The 25294-nt window shown below is 39.6% G+C and carries 19 protein-coding genes and 1 pseudogene; 4 read left to right on the top strand and 16 right to left on the bottom strand.

Annotated elements, in window-relative coordinates; genetic code table 11:
• Window positions 1–84 precede the first annotated feature (84 nt).
• The 4 genes from PR809_RS03895 to PR809_RS03910 form a co-directional block, all read right to left on the bottom strand.
• On the bottom strand, window positions 85–1269 hold the full coding sequence (locus tag PR809_RS03895; protein WP_102138110.1) for a thiolase family protein: 1185 nt from the start codon (window positions 1267–1269) through the stop codon (window positions 85–87).
• Between the two features lie 9 nt (window positions 1270–1278).
• Window positions 1279–2016: a 3-oxoacyl-ACP reductase FabG gene (fabG, locus tag PR809_RS03900; protein ID WP_206276586.1), complete on the bottom strand. Its 738-nt coding sequence runs from the start codon at window positions 2014–2016 to the stop codon at window positions 1279–1281.
• Window positions 2017–2042: 26 nt separating this feature from the next.
• Window positions 2043–3611, bottom strand: a complete 1569-nt coding sequence (locus PR809_RS03905; protein WP_206276585.1) for an acyl CoA:acetate/3-ketoacid CoA transferase — start codon at window positions 3609–3611, stop codon at window positions 2043–2045.
• Window positions 3612–3678: 67 nt separating this feature from the next.
• A complete protein-coding gene (locus PR809_RS03910; RefSeq protein ID WP_206276584.1) occupies window positions 3679–5196 on the bottom strand; it encodes a class I adenylate-forming enzyme family protein in 1518 nt (505 codons plus the stop codon).
• A 496-nt stretch (window positions 5197–5692) separates the two neighbouring features.
• Between PR809_RS03910 and yghU the strand changes: the two genes are divergently transcribed.
• Complete coding sequence (gene yghU / locus PR809_RS03915; protein WP_206276583.1) at window positions 5693–6532, top strand: glutathione-dependent disulfide-bond oxidoreductase; 840 nt, start codon at window positions 5693–5695, stop codon at window positions 6530–6532.
• A gap of 410 nt (window positions 6533–6942) precedes the next feature.
• On the opposite strand, the gene PR809_RS03920 is transcribed toward yghU, so the two are convergent.
• The 6 genes from PR809_RS03920 to PR809_RS03945 all read right to left on the bottom strand — a co-directional run bounded on the left by PR809_RS03920 (window position 6943) and on the right by PR809_RS03945 (window position 14279).
• A complete protein-coding gene (locus PR809_RS03920) occupies window positions 6943–7617 on the bottom strand; it encodes a TorD/DmsD family molecular chaperone (protein ID WP_195697821.1) in 675 nt (224 codons plus the stop codon).
• Between the two features lie 31 nt (window positions 7618–7648).
• Window positions 7649–10072, bottom strand: a complete 2424-nt coding sequence (locus PR809_RS03925) for a DMSO/selenate family reductase complex A subunit (RefSeq protein WP_206276582.1) — start codon at window positions 10070–10072, stop codon at window positions 7649–7651.
• 28 nt (window positions 10073–10100) lie between these two features.
• A complete protein-coding gene (locus PR809_RS03930; RefSeq protein WP_206276581.1) occupies window positions 10101–10928 on the bottom strand; it encodes a dimethyl sulfoxide reductase anchor subunit family protein in 828 nt (275 codons plus the stop codon).
• 2 nt (window positions 10929–10930) lie between these two features.
• Window positions 10931–11557, bottom strand: coding sequence for a DMSO/selenate family reductase complex B subunit (locus tag PR809_RS03935; RefSeq protein WP_102138119.1), 627 nt, complete (start codon window positions 11555–11557; stop codon window positions 10931–10933).
• A gap of 254 nt (window positions 11558–11811) precedes the next feature.
• Window positions 11812–12462 carry a response regulator transcription factor gene (locus tag PR809_RS03940; RefSeq protein WP_166185224.1) on the bottom strand — a complete coding sequence of 217 codons (651 nt, stop codon included), beginning with the start codon at window positions 12460–12462 and terminating at the stop codon, window positions 11812–11814.
• A 53-nt stretch (window positions 12463–12515) separates the two neighbouring features.
• Window positions 12516–14279 (bottom strand): sensor histidine kinase, encoded by a 1764-nt coding sequence (locus PR809_RS03945; protein ID WP_206276580.1) that lies wholly within the window; start codon window positions 14277–14279, stop codon window positions 12516–12518.
• Between the two features lie 959 nt (window positions 14280–15238).
• Here PR809_RS03945 and PR809_RS03950 point away from each other — a divergent pair.
• On the top strand, window positions 15239–16645 hold the full coding sequence (locus PR809_RS03950; protein ID WP_195697824.1) for a cytochrome-c peroxidase: 1407 nt from the start codon (window positions 15239–15241) through the stop codon (window positions 16643–16645).
• Window positions 16646–16711: 66 nt separating this feature from the next.
• On the opposite strand, the gene dmsD is transcribed toward PR809_RS03950, so the two are convergent.
• The 4 genes and pseudogenes from dmsD to PR809_RS03970 all read right to left on the bottom strand — a co-directional run bounded on the left by dmsD (window position 16712) and on the right by PR809_RS03970 (window position 21332).
• Window positions 16712–17344 (bottom strand): Tat proofreading chaperone DmsD, encoded by a 633-nt coding sequence (gene dmsD / locus PR809_RS03955; RefSeq protein WP_206276784.1) that lies wholly within the window; start codon window positions 17342–17344, stop codon window positions 16712–16714.
• A 62-nt stretch (window positions 17345–17406) separates the two neighbouring features.
• On the bottom strand, window positions 17407–18258 hold the full coding sequence (locus tag PR809_RS03960) for a DmsC/YnfH family molybdoenzyme membrane anchor subunit (RefSeq protein WP_206276783.1): 852 nt from the start codon (window positions 18256–18258) through the stop codon (window positions 17407–17409).
• Window position 18259: 1 nt separating this feature from the next.
• Window positions 18260–18877 carry a DMSO/selenate family reductase complex B subunit gene (locus tag PR809_RS03965; RefSeq protein ID WP_102138125.1) on the bottom strand — a complete coding sequence of 206 codons (618 nt, stop codon included), beginning with the start codon at window positions 18875–18877 and terminating at the stop codon, window positions 18260–18262.
• Window positions 18878–18888: 11 nt separating this feature from the next.
• Window positions 18889–21332: pseudogene (locus tag PR809_RS03970) on the bottom strand (DMSO/selenate family reductase complex A subunit).
• Between the two features lie 531 nt (window positions 21333–21863).
• Here PR809_RS03970 and PR809_RS03975 point away from each other — a divergent pair.
• Window positions 21864–22742: an SMP-30/gluconolactonase/LRE family protein gene (locus PR809_RS03975; protein WP_195697827.1), complete on the top strand. Its 879-nt coding sequence runs from the start codon at window positions 21864–21866 to the stop codon at window positions 22740–22742.
• 68 nt (window positions 22743–22810) lie between these two features.
• Window positions 22811–24151 (top strand): MFS transporter, encoded by a 1341-nt coding sequence (locus PR809_RS03980; protein WP_166264124.1) that lies wholly within the window; start codon window positions 22811–22813, stop codon window positions 24149–24151.
• A 135-nt stretch (window positions 24152–24286) separates the two neighbouring features.
• Here the strand turns inward: PR809_RS03980 and PR809_RS03985 are convergent, their stop codons facing one another.
• Together PR809_RS03985 and PR809_RS03990 are read right to left on the bottom strand one after the other, a co-directional pair.
• Window positions 24287–25027 (bottom strand): SDR family NAD(P)-dependent oxidoreductase, encoded by a 741-nt coding sequence (locus PR809_RS03985; protein ID WP_206276782.1) that lies wholly within the window; start codon window positions 25025–25027, stop codon window positions 24287–24289.
• A 1-nt stretch (window position 25028) separates the two neighbouring features.
• Window positions 25029–25280 carry an acyl carrier protein gene (locus PR809_RS03990; protein WP_102138129.1) on the bottom strand — a complete coding sequence of 84 codons (252 nt, stop codon included), beginning with the start codon at window positions 25278–25280 and terminating at the stop codon, window positions 25029–25031.
• Window positions 25281–25294 lie beyond the last annotated feature (14 nt).

The raw sequence follows: 25294 nt of genomic DNA on the forward strand, positions 1-25294 counted from the left end.
CTCGGCAATAAGTGACCCATACCTGTTGTTTTACTTCAGCAACAGCCCGACGCCCCACGTCGGGCTTTCTGCTTGCAGTTTTTCTTATTCTCTTTCGAACAACATTGATATCCCTTGACCACCACCGATACACATAGTCACTAACCCGGTAGCAACCTGGCGGCGTTCCATTTCATACATTAACTTCACAGGCAAAATAGCCCCACTGGCACCCACAGGATGACCCAGAGCAATTGCGCCACCATTCACATTCACTTTAGTGCTATCAAGAGACAAATCATTCATGACTGCAATAGCTTGTGCAGCAAACGCTTCATTTAACTCAATTAAATCAATGTCTTTTACATCCATTTTGAGCTTTTCCATTAATCGACGGGTTGCTGGCGCGGGTCCAAAGCCCATAATGGCCGCTTCACAACCTGCTACAGCCCAATCGACCACTTTCATTCTTGGCTTCAAACCACGTTTTTCCGCCTCTTCACGACGCATCATCACTAATGCCGCAGCTCCATCATTGATACCTGAAGAGTTTGCTGCCGTAACCACACCATCAGCTTTAAATGCAGGGCGCAATTTTGCTAATTTTTCACGTGGTGTATCCCGTGGATGTTCATCGGTATCAAAAATACGCGTGCCTTTACGGCCTTCAGGTATTTCTACGGGTAATATTTGATCAGCAAAATAACCCGCTTGAATCGCTTTTAACGCTTTTTGCTGGCTATCCCATGCAAAATCATCCATTTCTTCACGGGTAATATTGAACTGTTCTGCAACATTTTCTGCCGTCATTCCGTTGTGATAAGGGCCTTCTGGCCAAGTTAAGATAGACGTTAACCCATCCTCGAGCACATCATTCCCCATGCGGTAGCCATAACGCGCTTTGCGTAAGTAATACGGCAGCATCGTCATATTTTCTGTACCACATGCCACCACAACATCGGATTGGCCAGTCTGTAGCAGCATCATGCCATCAGCTAAAGCTTGTAACCCTGAGCCACATTGGCGGTTAACCGAATATGCAGTCGTTTCTTTTGGGAGCCCTGCTCGTAGCTGACAAATACGTGCGATAAAACCACTTTCTGCGATTTGCCCAACATTACCCACGATGACTTCATCAACATCTTCGGGGGCAATTCCTGCTCTTTTCACAGCTTCACGGATCACCACAGCTCCGAGGTCATGTTGATGCGTATTTGCAAAACTTCCCCCCATCGTGCCAATTGCTGTTCTCACACCACTCACAATGACAATATCATTCGCTTGTTTCATTATTTCCCCCTATAGCACCATTCCGCCGCCAACATTGATCACTTCACCATTGATATAACGCGCTTTATCAGAGGCTAAAAAGGCAACACATTGGCCTACATCGCGCGGATCCCCGGCAAAACCCGCAGGGATCTTACTGATCATGATGTCCCACACTTTTTCAGGTACACCACGGGTCATATCTGTATCAATAAACCCCGGGCAAATCGCATTTACTGTGACACCTTTACGGGCTAACTCACGGCAAGCCGTTTTTGTCAGACCAATAACCCCTGCTTTAGACGCGGCATAGTTGGCTTGCCCAACATTCCCAAGCCAACTGGCCGAGGAAATATTGACAATTCGCCCATTTCCTTGTTCACGCATTAGCTTTGCCGCCTCTTGCATGCAGTTAAATGTCCCTTTCAGATTGATATCAATCACTTTGTCCCAATCATCTTCCGTTAATTTATGCAGCATGCCATCTCGGTTGATCCCCGCATTATTTACCAGTACATCAATCGCCCCAAAATGCGCTAATGCGTTAGAAAATAAGGCATTTACCTCTTCACGTTTGGCAATGTCACAAGGAATGAAAATGGCTTGATGACCTTGCTCTTGTAGCTGTTTTGCACTTTCTTCACCTGATGACATGGCTAAATCAGAAATAACGACTTTTGCCCCTTCTTCCGCAAGTACCTGAGCAATCGCAAAACCAATACCTCTTGCAGCACCCGTCACAATGGCGACTTTATCTTTTACTAACATGGATAAATTCCTCTTTAATATTGAAACTACAAATACGAAACCAGTCCAAAAGGCGCTTCTTCAAATAGTGAAGAAGACATCACCTTCAAATCAGGGGAAATTTCGGGTACGAAGTCCATATGGGCAAGGATGTCACGCTCTAGGTCAATACCGGGGGCAATTTCAACCAGTACTGGGGTTCCCCCCCCTAATGTGAACACTGCACGTTCCGTGACAAAATGCATGGTTTGGTTGATATTTCGTGCGACATCCGCATTCCATGAAATTTGCCGTACTTGGTTAACTAACTTTCTAATATCCCCTTCCCGCACAATATTTAACTGCCCATTTTCACAACGAATATCTAACCCTTTTGCGGTAAACGTCGAGCAAAACACCACGTGCCGCGCATTTTGGGTAATATCAATAAACCCACCTGCCCCAGGGCAAATATTGCCTAGCAACGTCGCATTGACATGGCCACGGGCATCCATTTCCCCTGCGCCCATATACGTGATATCAACGCCTGCACCGTTGTAGTACAACATTTGGTCTTGGTGACTAATCATCGCTGACAGGTTACGGCCTATACCAAAGTCAATACCGCCAGCTTGGACGCCCCCCCAAATCCCTGACTCCACGGTAATATCGACGCGCTTAGTTGCATTTTCTTCCTGAATAATTGAGCCGATAACATCGTTTGGAATACCCGTTCCTAAGTTAATCACACAGTTTTCATATAGATAACGGCATGCAATTCGCCCAATCAATTTGCGAATATCCAAAGGTAATGGCGTAGTTTGTTGGACAGGGGTGCGAATATCACCGCATAGAGTTGGGTCAAAAAACCAGCTTGAGGATTGGCGATGGTCTTCTTCAGGGTTATCGCACACGACAATGTGGTCAATAAAGCTTGCGGGAACAGTGACACGCTTGGGATGCAGAGTCCCTTCTTCAACGCAATACTTCACTTGTGCAATCACTTTCGCACCAAAGCGTTTAGCCGCCAGTACCGCATGCAAGACCTCTAGGGCCATGGCTTCTTCATCGGTGGTGAGGTTACCTTTACTATCAGCGTGAGTTCCTCTGATCACCACCACATCTAAGGGAATTTCTGGGTACCATAACCATTCTTCCCCTTTGAAATTCACTTTTTCAACCAAAGGAGGAAGTGCCAACGTTTTCGCGTTCATCCTACCGCCTTCAAGATCAGGATCGATAAATGTCCCTAACCCTACTTTGGATAAGCGCCCCGGTAAGCCTGCAGCCATTGCGCCATATAAGTGCACCATTTGCCCTTGAGGGAGGCAATACGCTTCGACTTGGTTATCATTAATCATTTGCATCCATCGAGGTGCTAACCCCCAATGGGAACCAATGATCCGTTTCACCATCCCTTCATGGGCAAAGTGTTGATTCCCTCGAATACGGTTACACTGTCCAGCTGCATGAACCAGTGTTAATTGATTTGGTGTACCCTCGGATAAAAAACGTTGTTCAATTGCCGATAAAATAGATTCAGCAGCACTGGTTAATGTCATTCCCACAGTACAAATCGTATCGCCATTATTAATTAATTTAGCGGCATCTTGTTTCGAAATAAATTTATTATTCATGATAAAACCTACCTGAAGGCTAATATTTCATAGCCCCTTTTTGATTAATTAAAAACTAATTTAGAATTTAGTTATTTAAAGAGTAATATCGTAATTTCAAATCTTTCTTACTTATTTTCCCATTCCACGTTCTAGGGAAATTACGTGTAAACATAATTCTTACTGGAACTTTATAAGTTGGCACCCTGTCTTTTAGCCATTCAATAATTTCTTTACTGGTTAAACATACTTGGTTTTCAGGAATAATAAATGCAATAGGCTCTTCACCATAAATGGTACTTTCAATTGGAATGACAGCGACTTCATTAACACCCGGATAATTAGAAATCAAATCTTCGACTTCAATAGAATATATTTTTTCACCACCACGGTTAATCATGTCTTTAATTCGATCTTGAATATAAAGAAAACCATCATCATCCCTATAACCAATATCCCCTGTGAAAAACCAACCATCATTAAATGATGTCGTGTTCGCAGGGCTGTCAGGCCAATAACGTTGGATAACAACATCCCCCTTCACCCAAATGTTACCTGTCGTGTTAGCGGGTTTATCTTTACCGTTATCGTCACGTATGGCCACCTGTAATCCGGGAACTGGTGTACCTGAGCTCGCTTTCTTATCACTATAACGAATATCTTCACGAAATATGGTGGCAGGGGATGATGTCTCAGTCAAACCATAAATAGAATGAATAGATGTTTTGGCGAATATATAAGAAAGCTCTTTAATCGTACCTTCATTTAAATGCCCTGCACCACAAGCAATCATTTTTAATGAATTAAATCTTTCTAGATTAATACTTTTATTTTCTTTTATTTTTTGAATTAACAATATAAATACAGTTGGAGAACCATGTAGAAATGTTATTTTCTCTCTTGCAATTGTTGAGATAATATCTTTTGCATTAAATTTTTTCTGAAGATAGATCGTACCACCAATATGAATAAATAATGCTAAAATAGCGGAGAGCCCCGTAATATGATAAATCGGTACAGCCAAAATTGTTTTATCGTGTTCAGATAACTTTAACGTTTCCTGATAGGCATATACAGCAGATAATATATTCTTGTGCGTGATCACAGCACCTTTCGGTGTTCCCGTTGTGCCCGAAGTGAATATCACCACCGCTGGGTCTTCTTCATCAACTTGGTTAATAAAATTAATTTCATCGGTAAGGATTAAATTACGCCACTGAGAAAGGCTAACTCCTTTTTCACTGAGCTGTGCCAGCCATGGTTGGTATGTATCATCCCAAAAAATGGCATCGGCATTAATACAGGATAAATGCTCTTTACCTTCAAATTCTTTCATTTTGGTACTTAAGGGCATTACCTGAATACCCAGCCCTACCGCGGCATAAAATAATTGGCAAAATTCAATCGTATTACCCCAGCCGAGTACAATTCGATCGCCTTTTTTTAACTGCACGGTGGTTGTTAGCCACAACATTGTTTGGTTTACTTTCACAAGTAATTGGCGATAACTCCAACTTTGCTCTTCAAATACAATGGCAACAGCGTCTGGCTGCACTTTTGCTCTCTGTAATAAGCTTTGGTAGATGTTTGAATTTGGCACAAGCATGGACACACTCCGATACCGCTGAATATGACTGATATGCTATCAATGTATAAAATACACTCCGATAAATTAGTGCCAATCTTCACAAATTATTCACACCCTTTTTTTATTTGAATTAGTGATCTGCACAACCCATTTGTTAACGTTTTTTTTTATTTAGGTCTCATTTCACACCCTGATTTTTGTAACAGATGAAAATATTTACCTTTTGTTATTGGCGAACCACCCAAAAGGCACAGAAATTCCTATAAAGAACTCAACCTCCATTGTGCGTATAAACAACGACTCACAAACGAAAAAGAGTTCAGGGTTAATACTTAACAAGCCCGTTTATCCCCTATCTGCTCTTGCACTCTGTGCTATTTAGCCTTCTCACCAAACCCAACAAGATAATAATAGTGGTGAATTCACTAGAGATTGCTACAGTGGAACACGGTCATAATGAAAGAAATGATGTGAAAGCAATCGCCATCTTTGAAAACGGTTAAGGAGTTAACTCATGGCAAACCCCCCTTATATTCCCCCTAATGTCTGGCAATGGGAGCAAGGTAATGGCGGAAAATTCGCCAATATTAATCGTCCAATTTCCGGTGCAACTCACGAAAAATCTTTACCTGTAGGTAAGCACCCACTACAGCTATATTCATTAGGAACACCGAACGGGCAAAAAGTCACTATTATGTTAGAAGAGCTATTAGCCCTTGGCATTAAGGAGGCTGAGTACGATGCTTGGCTAATTAATATCGGTGAAGGAGACCAATTTAGTTCGGGTTTCGTTGAAATTAACCCTAACTCAAAAATCCCCGCCTTAGTCGACAGAAGTGGTAAGGAGCCAATCCGAGTATTCGAATCAGGTTCGATTCTGACCTATTTAGCTGAAAAATTTTCTGCTTTTTTACCCACAACTCAACCAGAACGTGCTGAAACCTTATCTTGGCTATTTTGGCAAATGGGCTCAGCACCTTTTGCAGGTGGCGGTTTTGGCCATTTTTATGCCTATGCTCCTGAAAAATTTGAATACCCTATTAACCGCTTTGCAATGGAAACCAAGCGTCAATTAGATGTGTTAGACAAACGTTTAGCAGAACATAGATATGTTGCAGGGGAAAACTACAGTATCGCTGATATCGCCATCTGGCCGTGGTACGGTGCATTAGTGAAAGGTTGGCTTTATGATGCCGCTGAGTTTTTATCTGTCCATGAATATAAAAATGTCATTCGTTGGGCTGATGAAGTCTATGCACGCCCAGCAGTACAGCGCGGTCGACGGGTTAATCGCCTACAAGGTGATCCTGCACAGCAAGTACGCGAACGCCACGATGCGAGTGATATAAGTTAAGTCATTTTTACCAACCAAAGTACTTAAATCGCACAAGGTAGTTATTATGAGCTCACCTTGTGCTTTTTTAAACTTTACCCCTCATTTAAGCTCACTAAAGTATGCCAATATTGTTCTATCAAATATAAACTTTTATCGTGTAACTTATTTATGTCAGGGACTGAACTCTCTTTATAAGCGTATTTTTATGATCCGCATCCTAATTGTTTCTGAATTATTTATTACATTTATTTTCAAATTAACATTATTAAAAAATCCTTATAAATAATTAATCCATACTACTCATTCACAATTGCGCATTAAATTTAAAAGAATAATTAACAAACATGTAAGATAAAAGGTCAGCATTAAGAAAATGTATAATTAATCCTTTAACTTTATCTCCCGCCTTATATTGGCGGGAGCATTATTTAGAAAAACAGCTTGGTCATTGTACGCTGTACTTGTAATTCTCTTGCTAACATATTTACTACTATATGTGTAATCTCCCCAGCCAATCGATACACTGGAGTTTTTGTATTTTGATAAACTAATTGGCAAAAACGTTCTTCCCAAGTAAGAAGATGTTCATATAAAACAATACGAGTTGCATGTTTATAATACTCCTTATCTTCACCCTTTAAATTTGGGTCCATTATTTTTTGCCATAGTGTCGCTAATACTGACAGCATTAACCCTATATGGTCTTGCGGTTGTTTTTCATCAAGTATATATCGGAATTTATGCTCTTCTAAAAAAGCTATCCACTGATAAGTTGATGAGCGAAATAATAAATTTTCTTCATCTAGATAGACAGAGCCCCATGGTGGAGCTAGAGGCATTCCAATACCAACAAATAATGATAAATGGTCTGCCTGTAATTTATCTAAAACATTTTCATCAGATAAATAGTTTTCTAATACACTACAATCATTACCTAATTTTTCTTGCCAATATAATAAAATACCACTTGAACAAACTTCTTTTAAAAGTATAGCATTTGGCTCGAAAAAAAATAATTGGTATAACAATTTCAATGTAACAACAGTTTCTGATGGTTCAAGTTGTAATTGAGTATCTGTAATAATACTTTGGTCATTTCTCATCACTTGCCTCTTTCCCCATAAACTACAGCAACTATATAGCTTTAACTTCTACCAAATTGGTGCCTTGTGGGTTGGCTTTAGCCAATGCAGTAGGTCTTAAGCGAGTAATCGTATTAATGCATCCGCCTATATCGACACCATTAGAATCCGGCTTATACCATGCTCCTTCAGCCAAAGCGACAACACCAGGCATAATACGAGGTGTGATTTTAATCGGTATCTGGATAGTTCCCCGATCATTATAAACGTGAATAAGTTGTCCTTGCTCCAAGCGACGCTCACTGGCATCAATAGGATTAATCAACAATGCATCTTCAATGACTTCTCGCAGCCAAGGGACATTATAGAATGTAGAATGTGGACGCCCTTTTGATTTAAATCCTATTAGCTGTAGTGGATATCGTTTCTTCGTATCTATATCCGTGTAGCTTTCCCATGTTTGTATATATTGCGGTAAAGGAGTAACTTTGTCCCCTTCATCTAATTGCCAAGTATTCGCGATTTTAGCTAGCTTATGGCTATATATCTGAATTTTGCCTGATTCCGTTGATAATGCATTTTCTTTAGGATTTAATCTGAATGCTTTTAATACATAGCGATCTTCTTCAGGATCGAAAGGTCTACGTATTGTTTTCTTTTGTGACAATTCCTGATAACTAGGAAAATTAGGATGTTTAACCCGGCTTTCTTCATATAAATGACGTTGCCAATCATCCCATGTTCTACCTTCTCTATATTGCTCTCTTATGCCAAACTTTCCTGCTAAATCTGAAAACACATCATAAGGGTGGCGACACTCATATAATGGATCCAATACATGTTCTGTTTTTGTTATATGTGTAGAAAATGCAACAACGCGTGAATTTTCTAGCCATGTGATATCAGGGAGTAAGATATCTGCAAACTTGGCACTTGCAGTCATATGATTATCCATGACAAAAATAAACTCAAGCAGCTCTTCATTGGCTAATATTTTAGCCATTGCATTACAGTCAGAATGTTGATTTAATAGCCAATTACCTTGATACATAAACACACATTTTACATCTGTGTTAAGTTTATCTTCACCTTCAATACCGTCACTTAATGATGTCATTTCGTGACCTCGTAGGATCGCTTCCGACCATTTAAAACAAGGTATTTTTGCTTTGACGGGGTTCTTGCCTGTAGGCATCTTAGCAATATCAGTTTTATGAAATAAAAAATCTGAGCCGCCATTATTCGTTCCAGGCAAACCAATTTTTCCAAGTAAAATTGGTAACATAAATATGGCCCGAGCTGTTTGCTCACCAGCTGCATGACGTTGAGGCCCCCAACCTTGAGCGATAAATGGAGCTTTAGCATTACCTAATTCACGCGCTAGCTTATATATTTGCTCGCTAGGAACACCGCAAATATGAGCCGCATATTCAGGTCTTTTTTCTATTCCATCTTCACCCTGCCCTAAAATATACGCTTTATAACTAAGTGATGCGTCTAAAGCGGATAGCCCATGCTCTGGTATCGCAGGCTCTGCATCATAACCGTAGCAATATTCCTTTAAGAAAGCTTCATCAACAAATTTTTCGGTAATCAAAACCCATGACAACGCTTCGACTAATAAAGCATCTGTTCCTGGGCGAATTGGAATCCATTGGTCTTCCCGCCCACAAGCTGTATCAGTATATTGAGGGTCAATAATAATAGTCCGAGCAGAACTTTTCGCTTTGCTAACTTGATAATGATAAGTATCACTACCTCCGCTCATTCTAGTATTAGCGGGGTTATTACCAAAATAAACAATGAGGTCTGAACGAGCTAATTCTGTTGGAGCACTCCCCATTGTGTAAGACTTATCCCCATAGGTATAAGTTGAGGCAGTATCAATTTGGTGGCTACTATAATTACCAACAGGTGATAGAAAACCACCAATCATATTAAGGAAGCGAGGAACAAAATGATAGGGTCCATCAGGTTTACCATAGCCTATACGGCTAAATATAGCCTGATTACCATATTGGCTAATAATTTTACTCAGCCTAGTATATATTTCTTCTAATGCTTCATCCCAACTAATTCTTTTAAACTCACCATCTCCTCGTTTGCCAACTCTTTTCATTGGATATTTCAAGCGATCTGGTGAAAATGTACGTTTATGTAGCGAACGCCCACGTAAGCATGCTCGAACTTGATGCTGTCCAAATTGATCATTACCTATATCATCAGTTTCAATTCGCTTTATCTGATTATTTTCTGTAACAATCTTTAGTAAACAACTGGAATGACAATGTGCCCAGCAGTTATGCCATTTTGTTACTTCTCCAATATGAGTTTCTATTACTGCTGATGCTATTGCATTCATAGAATGAGTAGATAAAAAAGCACCTGAACCTAAAAATGTTCCCAGCTTTATAAAATGGCGTCGAGAAAGCGTATAACGTTCTTTTTCAAATTGGTCTTTTGTATCTTTAAGCATAATGATATCTCTATTTTTAATAAGAATTCTAGAGGTGATTAAATGTAATTAACTCATAAAATACAGCACGGCCTAATAACTCAGCACTGAAGACTAAAAGCGTGACAAGTATTAAAGAGACTGTTTTAATCTGTACAGCACTTCTGATTACCCAAGTAAAAGCACATACAATCAGCATCATTTTGATGAACAAAAACAATTTAATCCATTGAGGTAAAATTATATTTTCTATAACTAACTGGGTAAAAAAATGCATTAAATATCCAGTATTAACTGCCATACTTATAATAAAAATAACACTCCACAGTTGATTAAAAAATTTCCGAATATCTTCTTGATTAGTGACTATTTTAATGATCAGTGCAATCAGTAGTGAACCTGAAATAAAACCACTAGATATAAAGTTTATTAACGTCCATTCCGAATTCCATAAATAAACAGTATCCAAATAGTAAACATTTGAAATGGCAATGATTTGTGCAAATGCAAAAATAGTAGCAATAACATTGATAATTATTTTTATCACATTATTTATATTAAGCCTTTCAAGAAATATCAGAGAAAATAACATAGCACCAAAAATAGATATCGTTATAATTTCTATTGACATAGCTGATAAATGGGTTAAACCGAGTAACACATTTGGAGCCCGTAAAGGAGTACCTAAATGAGTTAATGCCACGGCCCCTGATATTCCAAGTAAAATAAGTAATATAATGAAAATATTAGTAAGCTGCTTTTTATTTATCAGAAATTGATAGCTGACTGAAATGACTCGCAAGTACTGCAAGAATATAAAACTAGCAGCGACTGCTTGAGCTAATACAGTAAAAAAAACTAAAGGAAATTCCTGCATAGTTACCACTCCGCCTTATTAATGATAAAGCCTTGCTGACTATGAGTAGGCTTAGCATGACGATTATGTCGAATAATTAAAGATGGTTGAGTCAGATTGGAATCTGGTAGGGGAGCGATATTAGCCGTTTCACCATATTTAGTTCGAAGGAAATCCATTGGCCCAAAATCAAGAGCCCGTAAAGGACAAGATGCAACACAAATTGGCGCTTTATTCTGAGCTATTAACTCAAAGCATCCATCACACTTTGTCATATGTTTTTTTTCAGGGTTATACTGCGGCGCTCCATATGGGCAAGCCATTTCACAGTAGCGGCAACCTACGCAAATTTTTTCATCAACAACAACTAAGCCATCATGCTCACGCTTATGCATTGCTCCTGTAGGGCAAGCTTTTGTACAAGCAGGATTACTGCAGTGATTACAACTAATCGAAACATAATAGGCAAATACATTTTGTTGCCATGTATCATCACTAGTTTGTTTAGTCCATTCACCACCTGTGTATTCATATACACGGCGGAAATTAACGCCGATTGGTAATTCGTTTTTATCTTTGCAAGAAACCTGACAAGTTTTACAGCCAGTACATTTACTCGTATCAACAAAAAAACCATACTGTTGTGCCATAACCATATACCTATATAGTATTAAATCCTTATAAGTATATTTACGATTTTTTTGCCATTTTTCTATTAGGGGTACCCACATAAAATATGGGTATATAATGTGGTTCACTGTTTTTGAATTCAGTGATTACTGCTAAATTCTATAATTAATAGAACATCAAAAAAATATCATAACCAATTGAAATATATTTATATTTCTCAAATTAGATGCTCTATCCAAGAACTATTTAATCAATAAGCATCAATAATACGGTTTTATTTTTTTCGCCGAATTCTCATTGGAGGAGGAGGAATAGTTGCTATAAATGGCTCAATCTGAATGTAAATTTTAATCATTTCCGCCAATGTAGTTACATCCAAGTGACGTAGTGTACTCGCTTTATGAACTTCTACAGTCCGTGGTGATATGTGAAGAATATTTGACACTTCTAGATTATTTTTCCCATTCGCAAGCAAGGCTAAAATATCACGTTCACGTTGCGTAAGTTTTTGATATTTTTCAATATGATTTTTTTGATATATTTGTTTTTTACTATAAGACAACGCGGCTTCTACCGCACTAAGCAATGACTCCCTATAGATAGGTTTCTGTAAAAAGTCTACGGCACCGAGTTTAAGCGCATCAACTGCCATAGGGACATCACCATGCCCAGTAATAAAAATTATACCTAAAGTTTTATGATTCTGTTGAAGGATAACTTGTAGTTCTTGCCCACTCATTCCTGGCATTCGGCTATCAAGAACCAGGCATCCTTGCAATACACCTGATTGTTTTTGAATAAAGTCCAAAAATGCTTCTGCTGATGAGAAACATAATGGCTCATACCCTTCACCTTGTAGCATAAATTCCAAGGCGTCTAATACGGACTCATCATCATCAACTACAAATAAAAATGATTTTTTCATCCCAAAATCCTCTGGAGCTCTCGAACATTAAGACGGGTTACAGTCAATATATTTTATTTAACTTTAGCTATAGGGATACGAGCTACAGCTCGGCAGCCTCCGGTTGATAAATTTATCAATTCAAACTCACCGAAATGGGACTCCATGACTTCTTTACAAATCACCAACCCTAAACCAATACCATCTTGCTTCGTTGTCACAAATGGAGTTAACAACTTTTCAAAAGGCATTGATAAACCTGTACCCTGATCGTAAACCGATACTTCAACTTTATCATTTGTTTTCGTTAAGGTAATGGTGACTTGTTCACGATCATTTTGAAATGTAGCATCAATTGCATTTGTCAACAAATTCACAAGCAATTGTTCAATTGCTGCTTTATCCCCAAAGATAAAAACTGCATCACTAGCTGACTTCCAATGTAAGTGAACGTGCTTTTGATCTGCATATATTTTAACTAAATCTATTGTTCCACCGATTAATGCATTTATATCTATATACTTTTTTTCTATTGCTTTCTTTTGAAGTAATGAACGAAAACGGCGCACAACCTCATCGACTCGATTAACCTGTCGATGGATTTTATCTAAGAGTACAGTGATATCTGTATCTAATTTGCCTTGATTCCTTCGTGAAATTTCACTTTCAGCATAGAGGCGAATTGCAGCTAGAGGCTGATTCAATTCATGTGCCAAGCCTGAACCTAATTTATCAACTAATGCGTGACGTTGAACCTTATGCAAACTTTCTTGAGCATGTCTCAGTTTGAGATAATTTTTTCGGTAACGAAGAGACAAAAAGAAATATTGAATAGGAAGAATTGCAAACAGTAATAGACCAGCAATGGTAGCGTAGTAATTATTAATTAACCAATTCCAAGTTTGATACCACCATTTTTCTTGTAGTGGATGCACCCCTAAGTCAGTAAATAACCGATCTAACTCAATTTGACTTTCAGGAACACTCCATCCCAGAGATTGGGCACTCTTTGCAGCAGAAGAATCTGACGGAATATCGAATAAAGCAACAACGACTTGCTTAGCCAATAAACGGTCTGCCGCATTAGTCATAGCAAAACTCCAATTAGGATATAAATGAGTAGATACTTTACAATGCGCGTCAGATTTATTTCGTTGACCAAGTATACGTAATTGATTTGGCTTTAATTCACCTTTTAAAATCATAGATTCAATCAAACAAACAGGTAAGATCGCCCCCTCTATTTGCCCACTAACCAATGCATCCACAACATGTTCATGAGGGTAGCCAATCTCAACCAGATGAGAAAAATATCCCTTTAGCTTCCTTTCATGAATGACATCATGAGCAAATGCCATAAACCCGCCAAAAGCTTGTTTACTCGCAGTCCCAATCGAATGCCCCGATAACTCTTCAATTGAAGATATAACACTTTCTTCTTTCACCCAAACCGCGGACCCTGTTGAATATTTTGTTCCGCTATCCATAGGGCTAATCAAAGTTGCTAACCAAGAGAGTGATGATTTTCGACCAATACGGATACTTTCAGAGGGATTAACGATAATAAAAGGTAAACGTTGCCGTAAAATTTCTTCTTGTAACTGTTCTAGTAATAAAGGCTGTAGAGTGAAGTGATATTCTGGGAGACGCTCATTTAGCCAATCTATAGTCTTTTGCCAACGATTACTCGCCTCTTCTACCCCTCTATCAGCAAAAACACCAACTGTGATTACTTCTTTGGGTACTGAGGCTGGCTTTGATATTGCTAATGGGTTTAATAAAAAAAATAATAAGTTACATAAGCAAAGACTTATGAGTATTCTTTTAAGTATATACATAATAAGGAACCGTAATATTAAGTTCTAAGTACATAAAAAAATTGTTTAAGAATTTAAAAATTAAATTCACACTCTTCACCCATTGAAAACGTACTGTGTTCAATTTTATCTTTCGCAAAGAAAAACATGCTATTGTTTATTATTCTTCTATGATTCAACAGATAGAGCAAATATTTTTCATCAAATAACCACATATCGACATACTCAGAGAGATTTGTCATTCTTCAAACCAAAACTCTTGATGTAACGAGCTGACGTAGACTTTTGTAGACAAGATTGATAAAAACCTAGCATAGATTCTTCTATGATTCGCTACTTGAGAGAGTAATGAAACCTCTAAATTTACCCATTATAATAAGAAAAGGAAAATACCCATAAAAATGCTAATAATCCTATTGAGTGCTGGCTTGAAACTAGTACCTTCGTATTAACGACCATTGTCGAACACTGTCTTATTTTTCGTAAAAAAATAGTTTTTTAATTAACAATTAATTTTTAACTTTTGTTCATTTTCATTATAAATAAAGCCTAAAGTTTAAATGATAAAATTTAATTTCATGATTTCCTTGTGAGATTAGCTAGCAAGTTAAAACAAGCATTTAATTTACAACAAATAAAAAACACTCAATTTCTTAAATTCATTTTGATAATTTAAGAAATAAAGAAACTCATCATAAATGCTATCTAATCATTTTACTCAGACAATAATATTTCAGCCACAAAAAATATTAAATAACACATATATTTCATATGGTTAAATTAAAACAATTTCTTCGGATTATTTATTTCCCGACCATTGATAGGCAAATCTTATTTCAGCAATCGCTTAAACCGATGGCCATCATTGATAAAAATCAAGAACCTCTCAGACTTATTTATCCATCATAGTCCGGCTGTAGAATTATATTAATTAAAAAATATTTAAATATATTTGACCGCAATCTTTCAAGGATAGTGTAATGAAAAAACTTACTCGCATTACGGTCGCTGTCATATTTTTGCTTTTACTCGGTTATTTTGGGTTATCTGGATATGTGTGGTATCACGATAACCAACGAAGAGAAAATAATGACATTCAGACATCTAAAATTGCAGAAAATAATCAAGTCCTAAAATTCTTTGCTGAAAAAGGATGCGATTACTGTCACACGCCGTCAACTGATTTACCTGCCTACGCATCATTCCCCATTGCTAAGCAACTGATGGAGTACGATATTCAGCTAGGTTATAAATCATTCAACCTTGAGGCCGCTCGCGCTGCACTCATCGCAGGAGAACCTGTACCGCAAAGTGAATTAAATAAAATTGAGTGGGTTATGCAGAACCACACCATGCCACCAACGCGTTATGTTGCACTTCATTGGGCCAGTAGCGTCAGTGACGAAGAACGTGATAACCTATTGAATTGGATAGCTAAACAGCGGGAAGAACACTATGCCAGCCAAGATACCGCTGCTGAGCACCGCAATGAACCAATTCAACCAATTCCAAAATCACTGGATGTCGATGATGCAAAAGTCGCATTAGGTTTCCGCTTGTATCATGATGCGCGTCTGTCAGGGGATAGCACGATTTCTTGTGCACACTGCCACGCGCTCAATGCAGGTGGTGTTGATGGCCGTAAAACGTCAATTGGTGTTGGCGGTGCAGTAGGTCCAATCAATGCGCCAACGGTGTTTAACTCGGTATTTAATGTCGAACAGTTTTGGGATGGTAGAGCACCTGATTTACAAGCCCAAGCCGGTGGCCCACCATTAAACCCTATCGAAATGGCATCAAAATCATGGGATGAAATCATTGAAAAACTGGATAAAGACCCTATCTTAAAGCAAGATTTCAATGCCGTTTACCCAGAAGGGTTCACGGGTGACACCATCACAGATGCGATTGCAGAGTTCGAAAAAACCTTAATCACCCCAGACTCTCCGTTTGATAATTGGTTAAGAGGCGACAAGACTGCATTAACCGCGCAACAACTCCATGGCTACCAGTTATTTAAAGAAAACAAATGTGCAACCTGCCATGGTGGTGTGATCTTAGGTGGTCGTTCCTTCGAACCGCTTGGTTTGAAAAAAGACTATGAGTTTGGTGAAATCACTGCACAAGATATTGGTCGTATGAATGTCACCTCTGATGAGCGTGATAAATTACGCCAAAAAGTACCAACGCTAAGAAATGTTGAATTAACAGCGCCTTATTTCCACCGTGGGGATGTCGCCACCTTAGATGAAGCCGTGAAACTGATGCTGCGTTATCAAGTCGGTAAAGAACTGCCACAGAAAGATGTCGATGACATTGTTGCCTTTCTTGAAAGCTTAACCGGTGTGTATACACCGTATGTGCAACAAAGTGATTCACAACAGTAAATATCAATAGCTGATTGATATGAAAAACCAATAGCACCGCGCAAATGATAGCGGTGCTATTTTTATTTATAACGTATCTTTGTAAAACACCACTTTCTCTAATACAGGCAATGTTAACTGTTGTTGATATCCATCCAATGTTTCTTTGGCCAGTATCGCCAATGCGCAGTAAAAATCGCTGTTAGCCGAATCTATCAATACTTCGAGAAAATGTGCCGACCAAGGTAATAGATGCCAAGCGAGTAACTCTTCTAAATCAGCTCTGCGATTTTGCTCAGCGAGCCAAGCCGCTAACATCAAAATCAGCCCAAAGTGGTCTTCTGGCTCTTTTTGTGTTGTCACTGGCTCAACACCTTTAGTACGCATCCATTGGCGCAGCTCAACGGTTGAGTCACCAAAAACAATCTTTTCTTTATCTAACCAGACTGAGCCCCAAGGAGGCGCGGGTAAAGCATAAGGCCCGATAAACAAGCGCTGCCATGCTTCACTGAGGGGTTCATTCTCCTGAGCACTGGATTGTAAAAGCTGGCTAATTTTTGCTAAAGAAGGTAAGGAAAATGGCCATTCTTCATGCCAAGTTGGCTCTTGTAAAATCGAAATAATCTCTGCGTTGTTTTCATTTTCTGGTGAGAAATAAAATAAAGCCCCCAGAACTCGCCCTGTGACTGCGACGTGCTCAAGAAAGTGCGCTTCTTGCATATTGATTGTCTCTGAAGTTATCAGCGCAGGGAAACCATCTCCTGCGCTGAAAGGTTTACCAATTAAGCCACAGCCATACCGACTGTCATATGTAAACCATAGAATAGCCCACGACCGATAAATTCACCAATCAGTACCAGCACGGTACCCAGAAGTAAACTCAATACTGAAGGCTGATTTTGTCGCACAACAGGCAAAATCCATAGCAGTAACCCAAGACTGGTCACCACTAAGCGTATCACTTGTAAAACACCAAAATCAGGGGCTAAATCCACTGCTTTTTGAACAGAAGTGGCAATTAATGCAATTTCTCCGCTTTGCAGTAGTACTGACGCGATAGTCACAATATAAGCCACGATACTAATCGCTGCTAACTTACCACTATTAAACGGAAATTTAGCCACGCGTAATAAAAGTGCGCCTAAAATTGGCCCAACAACAAACAAAGTCATAAAGAAACCAATGGTGGTATGTGGCGTATTCCATGTTGGCACCGTGCTTATCATATAAACTCGAGTCATTGCCCAAACAAATAACAGCCCCACCAGCATGGTGATGATTAACCACACTTTGTCTAACCCTGTTGGCATTTTTTTCATTGCAGATAACAGCCACCATAGGCCGCCCAAAGCAAAGAAAATGGAGCCAAACAGCACTTCGTTACTTAATGATGACGCAAACACACGGTTCATCGAGTTAAATGCACGCATCGGTGAGCCCATATGCATCATGGATGCGAGAAAGCCTAAGCCCATCAACACCCATAACGCCAACATTGCATTCACAATGCGCTGTTTTTGGGATTTATCATCTGTCGATAACCAAGCAAGCCCTGTCACAATCACGCCACCTGCAATACTTTGGCCTAATACCGTAAATAAAATCAGCGGCCATTCGTGTAATCCATTGCCCATGTTATACCTCCCGAGGATTGGCTAAATGGCCTGTCGTATCATTGACAGGACGGCTATTGGCATTGGGTTTAATGACAATATTGGGCTTGGTATAATGCGCTTCAGGTAGTGGCGCAATCTCTGCCAAATTGCCATGTTTTTCACGTAACTCTTCAATGGGACCAAAATCTAATGCACGCAGTGGGCAAGACTCAGCACAAATCGGTTTTTTGCCAACCGCAACACGTTCATAGCAACCATCGCACTTGGTCATATGCCCTTTTTCGCTATCAAATTGCGGCGCACCGTATGGGCAGGCCATATGGCAATAGCGGCAGCCAATACACACGCTTTCATCAACAACGACAAAGCCATCTTCACGTTTATGCATCGCGCCACTTGGGCACACTTTCACACAAGCAGGGTCTTCACAGTGGTTACATGAAATCGACAAATAATAACTAAATACGTTTTGATGCCATACACCGTTATCTTCTTGCCAATCTCCCCCTGCATATTCATAAATGCGTCTAAAATTCACCGCAGGAGATAAATTTTTGTAGTCCTTACAAGCTAATTCACACGTTTTGCATCCGGTGCATCGTGCGGAATCAATATAAAAACCATATTGTGTTGTCATGATTTATCTCCCTATACCCTTGCCACTTCAACCAAATTACTGTGTTGCGGATTACCTTTCGCTAACGGTGACGGGCGCTGAGTCGTCAGGACGTTTAGGCTACCACCATGGTCCACCTTGTTTTCATCAGGTGCGTACCATGCCCCTTCCCCCATAGCCACAACCCCTGGGATGATGCGTGGGGTCACTTTGGCAGCGATCTGCACTTCCCCTCTATCGTTGTAAATACGCACTATGTCGCCATCTTTAATATTGCGACGTTTTGCATCAATAGGGTTGATCCACATCTCTTGTAAACAAGCAGCCTTAAGCACATCAATGTTGCCGTAAGTGGAGTGAACTCGTGATTTATAGTGGAAACCACTCAGTTGCAGTGGGTATTTTTCGGTGAGCTTATCATCATGGCTTTCAAAGCCTGGTGAATACATTGGGAGTGCTGATATCAAATCACCTTCTGCGAGCGTCCATGTTTTCGCGATATCCGCTAATTGAGATGAATAGATCTCAATCTTTCCTGACGGGGTATTTAATGGGTTTGCAATTGGGTCTTCGCGGAAGGCTTTATGTGCCACGACATGCCCTTGTGGGTTCATTTTTTTGTAAATCCCTTGCTGCTGGAATGTCTCAAAATCAGGTAGCTCAGGTAACTTTTGTCGTGAAATTTCATACAAATGGCGTAGCCACTCTTCTTGGGTTCGCCCTTCGGTAAATTTCTCTTCAACCCCCATACGGCGTGCGATTTGTGTACACATTTCATACACCGTTTTGCTCTCAAAACGTGGTTCAATGGCTTGGCTGGCGAAAATCACATACCCCATGTTACTAGCGGCACCATCCAAGCAAAAATCCATTTGTTCAGACGCGGTACAATCTGGCAGGACTAAATCCGCATATTTCGCTGAAGCCGTCATATGGTTATCAATCACTACTATCATTTCACATTTTTATCATCCTGAAGGATGTCATGCGTTTTATTAATATCAGAGTGTTGATTGATTAAACTGTTGCTGGCGTAGTTCCAAATAAACTTAATCGGAACATCCAGTTTATCTTTTCCTCTAACCCCATCATGAGTTGCGGTCATTTCAGGGCCGCGCTCTATCGCATCGGTCCATAAAAATACAGAAATACTTGCTTTAACTGGGTTTTCTAACGTTGGCATCCGCTCAAATGGAATATCATAGTTCCCTTCACGAGCCCCCGTATTTCCCCCATTTATACCCACATTACCGGTTAAAATCGGTAACATCGCAATCGCACGTGCGGTTTGCTCGCCGTTCGAATGGCGCTGTGGCCCCCAACCTTGGCTAATATAAGCAGGTTTTGCGGAACCGATTTCACGCGCTAGTTTGATGATTTTATCAGCAGGAATACCGGTGATTTGCGCAGCCCATTGTGGTGTTTTTTCTACACCGTCATCCCCTTGCCCTAAAATATATGCCTTGTAGTGGCTATTTTTCGGAGCATCTGCGGGTAGCGTTTTCTCATCATAGCCGACGCAGTATTTATCTAAGAAAGGTTGGTCAACCATATTTTCAGTGATCAGCACATGAGCGATCCCTGCCACCAATGCGGCGTCTGTTCCCGGACGGATTGGGATCCACTCGTCTTCACGCCCTGCTGCTGTATCAGTATAACGCGGGTCGATCACGATCATTCTTGCATTAGAACGCTCACGGGCTTGCTCGAGTTGATAAGTGATCCCACCACCGCTCATACGGGTTTCGGCAGGGTTGTTTCCGAACAGAACCACCAACTTGGAGTTTTCGATATCAGAAACGCTATTACCCGCCCCGCTACCATAGGTATAAGGCATCGCACAGCTGATTTGTGCTGTACTATAGGTACCGTAATGATTTAAATAGCCGCCCATGCAGTTCATCAAGCGGGCGATTGGTGAATTCGCTGGCGGCCATGAACGTGCGACTGTGCCACCTAATGTGCCAGTTCCATAGTTCAAGTACACCGCTTCATTGCCATAATCGGCAATAATCCGTTTTAGATTGTCACTAATTAAATCGTAGGCTTCTTCCCAACTAATTTGTTTGAATTTACCTTCACCACGTGCCCCAACGCGCAGCATCGGGTATTTCAAGCGGTCAGGGTTATAGACACGACGGCGCATTGAGCGCCCGCGTAAACAGGCTTTAACTTGGTGCTTATTACCGTAAACATCATCACCGGTATTGTCGGTTTCAACATATTTTATTTCACCATCAACAATATGCATTCGCAGTGGGCAACGGCTTCCACAGTTAACGGTACATGCGCTCCAAACTATTTTTTCTTCAGGTATGGCTGTTTTGGGTGCTGTTTCACTGGTATCAGCAACACTATTAAAAGGTAAACTTAGCGCTCCACTTGCAAGTGCGAGTCCCCCGACGGTACTGGTTTGCATTAGCTTCCTGCGGCTGATCTCCGATTGGAGTACTCCCTCAGATAATGCTTTACTCATAATCTGCCTCACTTAACATTGCTTCAGCGTTTTAAAATGGCTTTTTTGAAATTTATTTTTATCTTTAATTTATTTATCGACTTCCAATTACCATTCTATAACCGAGGCACCGTGGGGTATTGTGCACGATCAACAATCCAGCACAAAAAGTATGGTTTTTATCCATTAGCAATCATTAAATAATATTGAAAATAAAACCATCCCAGTTTTTATCTTTAAAAATTAATTTAATTAAAATAAATATAGTGAGATTATTTCTTAAGTTGAGTTGATTTAACTATTTTAAAGCCTTTTTATTTAATAAATATTTTTTACTTAATAAATTGCGCCATTCATTTCTATTGTGCAAATGAACAAACAAATTAACAATTGGCCGTACAATAAATACAGCTATCTTCACATTATTTTAATAGTACTTCCCTACTATTAAGATTACCTCTAACCAATAGCCAATCATATATATCACATCATATCTAAATTAATTAGATACATTCCTTTTAATCAATCGATATTATTAATAAGGCTGTAAAAATGAAAATAAATGTATTATTAGATTTGAAGAATAATTTAGGGGAAGGCCCTGTTTGGGATATTCAACAGCAACGCTTATATTGGATTGACAGTTTAGATGGCCGTGTATTTTCCTGTACGGAACGTGGAACTGAAATTAAAAGCTGGGATGTTAGGCAGAAAATTGGTTCAATGGCTTTATGTAAAGATGGAAACTCCGCAATTGTTGCACTCGAGAAAGGAATTTATCTTCTTGATTTTGCTACGGGAGAAACAAATCTTCTGCACTCACCTGAAAGTGATAAACCTCATAATCGATTCAATGATGGGAAAGTTGATAGGCAAGGACGCTTTGTTGTCGGTTCGATGGATATGCAAGAAGAGACCCCGTCAGGTGCGTTATATCGACTAGATACGGACTATTCCCTTCATAAAATTGAACAAAGTATTATTGTTTCAAATGCGCCTTGCTGGTCGCCTAAAGGCGATACTTTCTATTTCGCTGATACATGGACAGGTGAAATATGGAAATATGATTATGACGGCTTAACAGGCAATATCAGTAATCGCCAAACATTCTGTACCGTTAACACCTCATCGGGTGGAGCTGCTGATGGTGCGACCGTTGACAGTGAAGGCTATCTTTGGAATGCCCTTGTATATGCAGGAAAAATCGTTCGATATAGCCCTACTGGCGAAATTGACAGAATTATCGAAATGCCTGTTAAGAAAGTCACCAGCGTCGCTTTTGGAGGTGAAAACTTAGATATTTTATATGTCACATCGATGGCAAGGCCGCCTTTACCTCGCTTTCCTGAAGATGGCCAATTACGCGGTAGTGTCTTCTCCATACATAATCTTGGTGTGACCGGTATTCCTGAAAAACGGTTTGGGGGTTAAATAACGTTTAAATCAAAAATGAATATCAACGGTTCACAAATTATTATACTTATAAAAGAGCTACAATTATGATTAAAAATAATGTTTCAAATAATAAAATATCATTTAAGAAAATACATCGTTTCTCGTGGGTCTCATTATTTGTTTGCTGGCTTATTTGGTTATTAAATGCTTATGATAGAGAAATGATATTAAGACTAGGCCCTGTTATTTCTCAGGAATTTAATTTAAGCCCTGAAGAATGGGGGAATATCGTTGCTATTATTATGATAGCCCTCGCTATTTTAGATATACCCGGTTCAGTTCTAAGTGATCGATATGGTTCAGGTTGGAAACGTGCTCGTTTTCAAGTTCCTTTAGTATTAGGTTATACCGCTATTTCATTTGTTTCTGGTTTTAAAGCTATTAGCCATAATTTAACCTATTTTATCCTATTAAGATTTGGAGTGAATCTCGGTGCCGGTTGGGGTGAACCTGTTGGAGTAAGTAATACGGCAGAATGGTGGCCAAAAGAAAAAAGAGGTTTTGCACTTGGTGTACACCATACTGGATATCCCATCGGAGCTTTATTAAGCGGTGTTGTTGCAAGTTTTATTATCTCTGAATTTGGCGAAGCGAACTGGCGATATAGCTTCTTTATACCACTCGTGGTCGCACTGCCTATTATGATTTTTTGGGCTAAATATTCAACCGCAGCACGGATCTCAATATTATATGAGCATATTGAAAAATCAGGCATGACCAAACCAGCAGAAAGTAGTAGTACTCAAGTACAAAAAGGCCAAGGATTTAAAATTTTTATTAAGACACTAAAAAATAGAAATATTGCACTAACAGCTGGGAATACATTATTAACTCAGATTGTTTATATGGGGATCAGCATGGTATTGCCCTCCTATTTATATCATGTCTCTGGGTTATCTTTAGCCGCTTCAGCGGGGCTGAGTATCATCTTCACATTAACGGGTGTACTCGGGCAAATTGTTTGGCCTTGGCTATCAGACATATTAGGTCGAAAAAGAACCTTAATCATTTGCGGTTTATGGATGAGCATTGGTATCGCTTTATTTTACTTCGCAACGTCAATGCCAAAAATTATCGCTATACAGCTGTTCTTCGGCTTGGTGGCTAATGCCGTTTGGCCAATTTACTACGCTATGGCATCTGATAATGCCAATGACCAATCCATTTCTACTGCAAATGGTATTATCACCACATCCATGTTCATTGGTGGTGCATTATCCCCGCTATTAATGGGCTGGTTAATTAATCTTGGTGGAGGCTGGAATAGCTCTTTAGGCTATATTTATACCTTCTTTGCAATGGCTGCCTGCGCACTACTTGGTGTCATATTACAGCTCTTTACTACCCACACATCACTGCATGAAAGCCATACTACAGCTGAATAAATCACTTTAAATAAGGTTGTTTAAACCCATAAAAAAACCCCTTAAACGGAAATTTACTAAAACGTTTAAGGGGAAATATAAAATATAAATTATCGAGTGAATATTTGTTCTGCTAACCGTAATTAAAACAATCCATTACGCAGTTAGGCCACCATCTAAGACCAATATTTGCCCTGTTAAGTACTGGCTATTATCGCCAATCAAAAATTCAACTAGCTCTGCCACTTCTTGGGGTTGCCCTAAGCGGCGTAACGGGATGTTTTGGCACATAGCTTTTAATTTAGCTTCAGGCATTGCACGGGTCATATCACTATCAATAAGCCCCGGAGCAATACAATTCACACGTAACCCAAAACGCCCAACTTCATGAGCCAATGAACGCGTCAACCCCATCATCGCGGACTTACTCGCCGCATAAGCTGTCTGGCCAATATTGCCTTTTAGCCCAGTAATTGATGACATCAATACGATCGAGCCATTCCCCGTCATCAACATTGCAGGTAATAATTTACGGTGCCAATTCATCACGGAAATGACGTTGTTCTCTAGCACGTCTCGCCAGATTTCAGCATCTTGATGAATATGTAAGGCATCCCTAGTGATACCTGCATTATGAATAATAGCCGTAGGAGCCCCAAACTGTTCCAATAACGAGCTAGAAAGCGCGTCAACTTGTGCTTCATTCTTACCATCACACGGGGATCCTTTCACCCATGTATCTAAATCGGGGTTTTCAAGACTCGCTTGTGTTTCATTAACACCATCAACGTTACGCCCAGTAAAAACTACATTCCAGTGGCGTCGCAATTCACTAACCAGTGCGAGTCCAATTCCTCGGCTTCCTCCCGTCACGAGTATCCATTGATTATTTGCCATTTTAAGATTTCGGTTCCTTATCAATATGTTCACACAGTGCTTTTACCGAAATTTCTGGATGTTCTAGGAAAAATTCCGCATCTAAAACAACATTAAAGTCACGTTTAACAAGCACCATAAGTTCAACATAATCTAAGCTATCAAACTCTAACTGGACTAAAGTCATATCCGCATTCAACTCTTCTGCTTCTATATCTTTTGCGTCACAGATCATGTCACTAATTTTGATATAAATTTCTTGATATTGGCTCATTTTTTTTATCCTTG

This window comes from Providencia sp. PROV201, assembly GCF_028479545.1.
Classification (GTDB): Bacteria; Pseudomonadota; Gammaproteobacteria; order Enterobacterales; family Enterobacteriaceae; genus Providencia; species Providencia huaxiensis.

Coding starts and splice junctions, on each gene's coding strand:
- PR809_RS03895 (WP_102138110.1), bottom strand. CDS start 1,269: ATGAAACAAGCGAATGATATTGTCATTGTGAGTGGTGTGAGAACAGCA.
- PR809_RS03965 (WP_102138125.1), bottom strand. CDS start 18,877: ATGACAACACAATATGGTTTTTATATTGATTCCGCACGATGCACCGGA.
- PR809_RS03975 (WP_195697827.1), top strand. CDS start 21,864: ATGAAAATAAATGTATTATTAGATTTGAAGAATAATTTAGGGGAAGGC.
- PR809_RS03980 (WP_166264124.1), top strand. CDS start 22,811: ATGATTAAAAATAATGTTTCAAATAATAAAATATCATTTAAGAAAATA.
- PR809_RS03925 (WP_206276582.1), bottom strand. CDS start 10,072: ATGCTTAAAGATACAAAAGACCAATTTGAAAAAGAACGTTATACGCTT.
- PR809_RS03935 (WP_102138119.1), bottom strand. CDS start 11,557: ATGGCACAACAGTATGGTTTTTTTGTTGATACGAGTAAATGTACTGGC.
- PR809_RS03990 (WP_102138129.1), bottom strand. CDS start 25,280: ATGAGCCAATATCAAGAAATTTATATCAAAATTAGTGACATGATCTGT.
- yghU (WP_206276583.1), top strand. CDS start 5,693: ATGGCAAACCCCCCTTATATTCCCCCTAATGTCTGGCAATGGGAGCAA.
- PR809_RS03945 (WP_206276580.1), bottom strand. CDS start 14,279: ATGTATATACTTAAAAGAATACTCATAAGTCTTTGCTTATGTAACTTA.
- PR809_RS03950 (WP_195697824.1), top strand. CDS start 15,239: ATGAAAAAACTTACTCGCATTACGGTCGCTGTCATATTTTTGCTTTTA.
- fabG (WP_206276586.1), bottom strand. CDS start 2,016: ATGTTAGTAAAAGATAAAGTCGCCATTGTGACGGGTGCTGCAAGAGGT.
- dmsD (WP_206276784.1), bottom strand. CDS start 17,344: ATGCAAGAAGCGCACTTTCTTGAGCACGTCGCAGTCACAGGGCGAGTT.
- PR809_RS03920 (WP_195697821.1), bottom strand. CDS start 7,617: ATGAGAAATGACCAAAGTATTATTACAGATACTCAATTACAACTTGAA.
- PR809_RS03985 (WP_206276782.1), bottom strand. CDS start 25,027: ATGGCAAATAATCAATGGATACTCGTGACGGGAGGAAGCCGAGGAATT.
- PR809_RS03910 (WP_206276584.1), bottom strand. CDS start 5,196: ATGCTTGTGCCAAATTCAAACATCTACCAAAGCTTATTACAGAGAGCA.
- PR809_RS03940 (WP_166185224.1), bottom strand. CDS start 12,462: ATGAAAAAATCATTTTTATTTGTAGTTGATGATGATGAGTCCGTATTA.
- PR809_RS03905 (WP_206276585.1), bottom strand. CDS start 3,611: ATGAATAATAAATTTATTTCGAAACAAGATGCCGCTAAATTAATTAAT.
- PR809_RS03930 (WP_206276581.1), bottom strand. CDS start 10,928: ATGCAGGAATTTCCTTTAGTTTTTTTTACTGTATTAGCTCAAGCAGTC.
- PR809_RS03960 (WP_206276783.1), bottom strand. CDS start 18,258: ATGGGCAATGGATTACACGAATGGCCGCTGATTTTATTTACGGTATTA.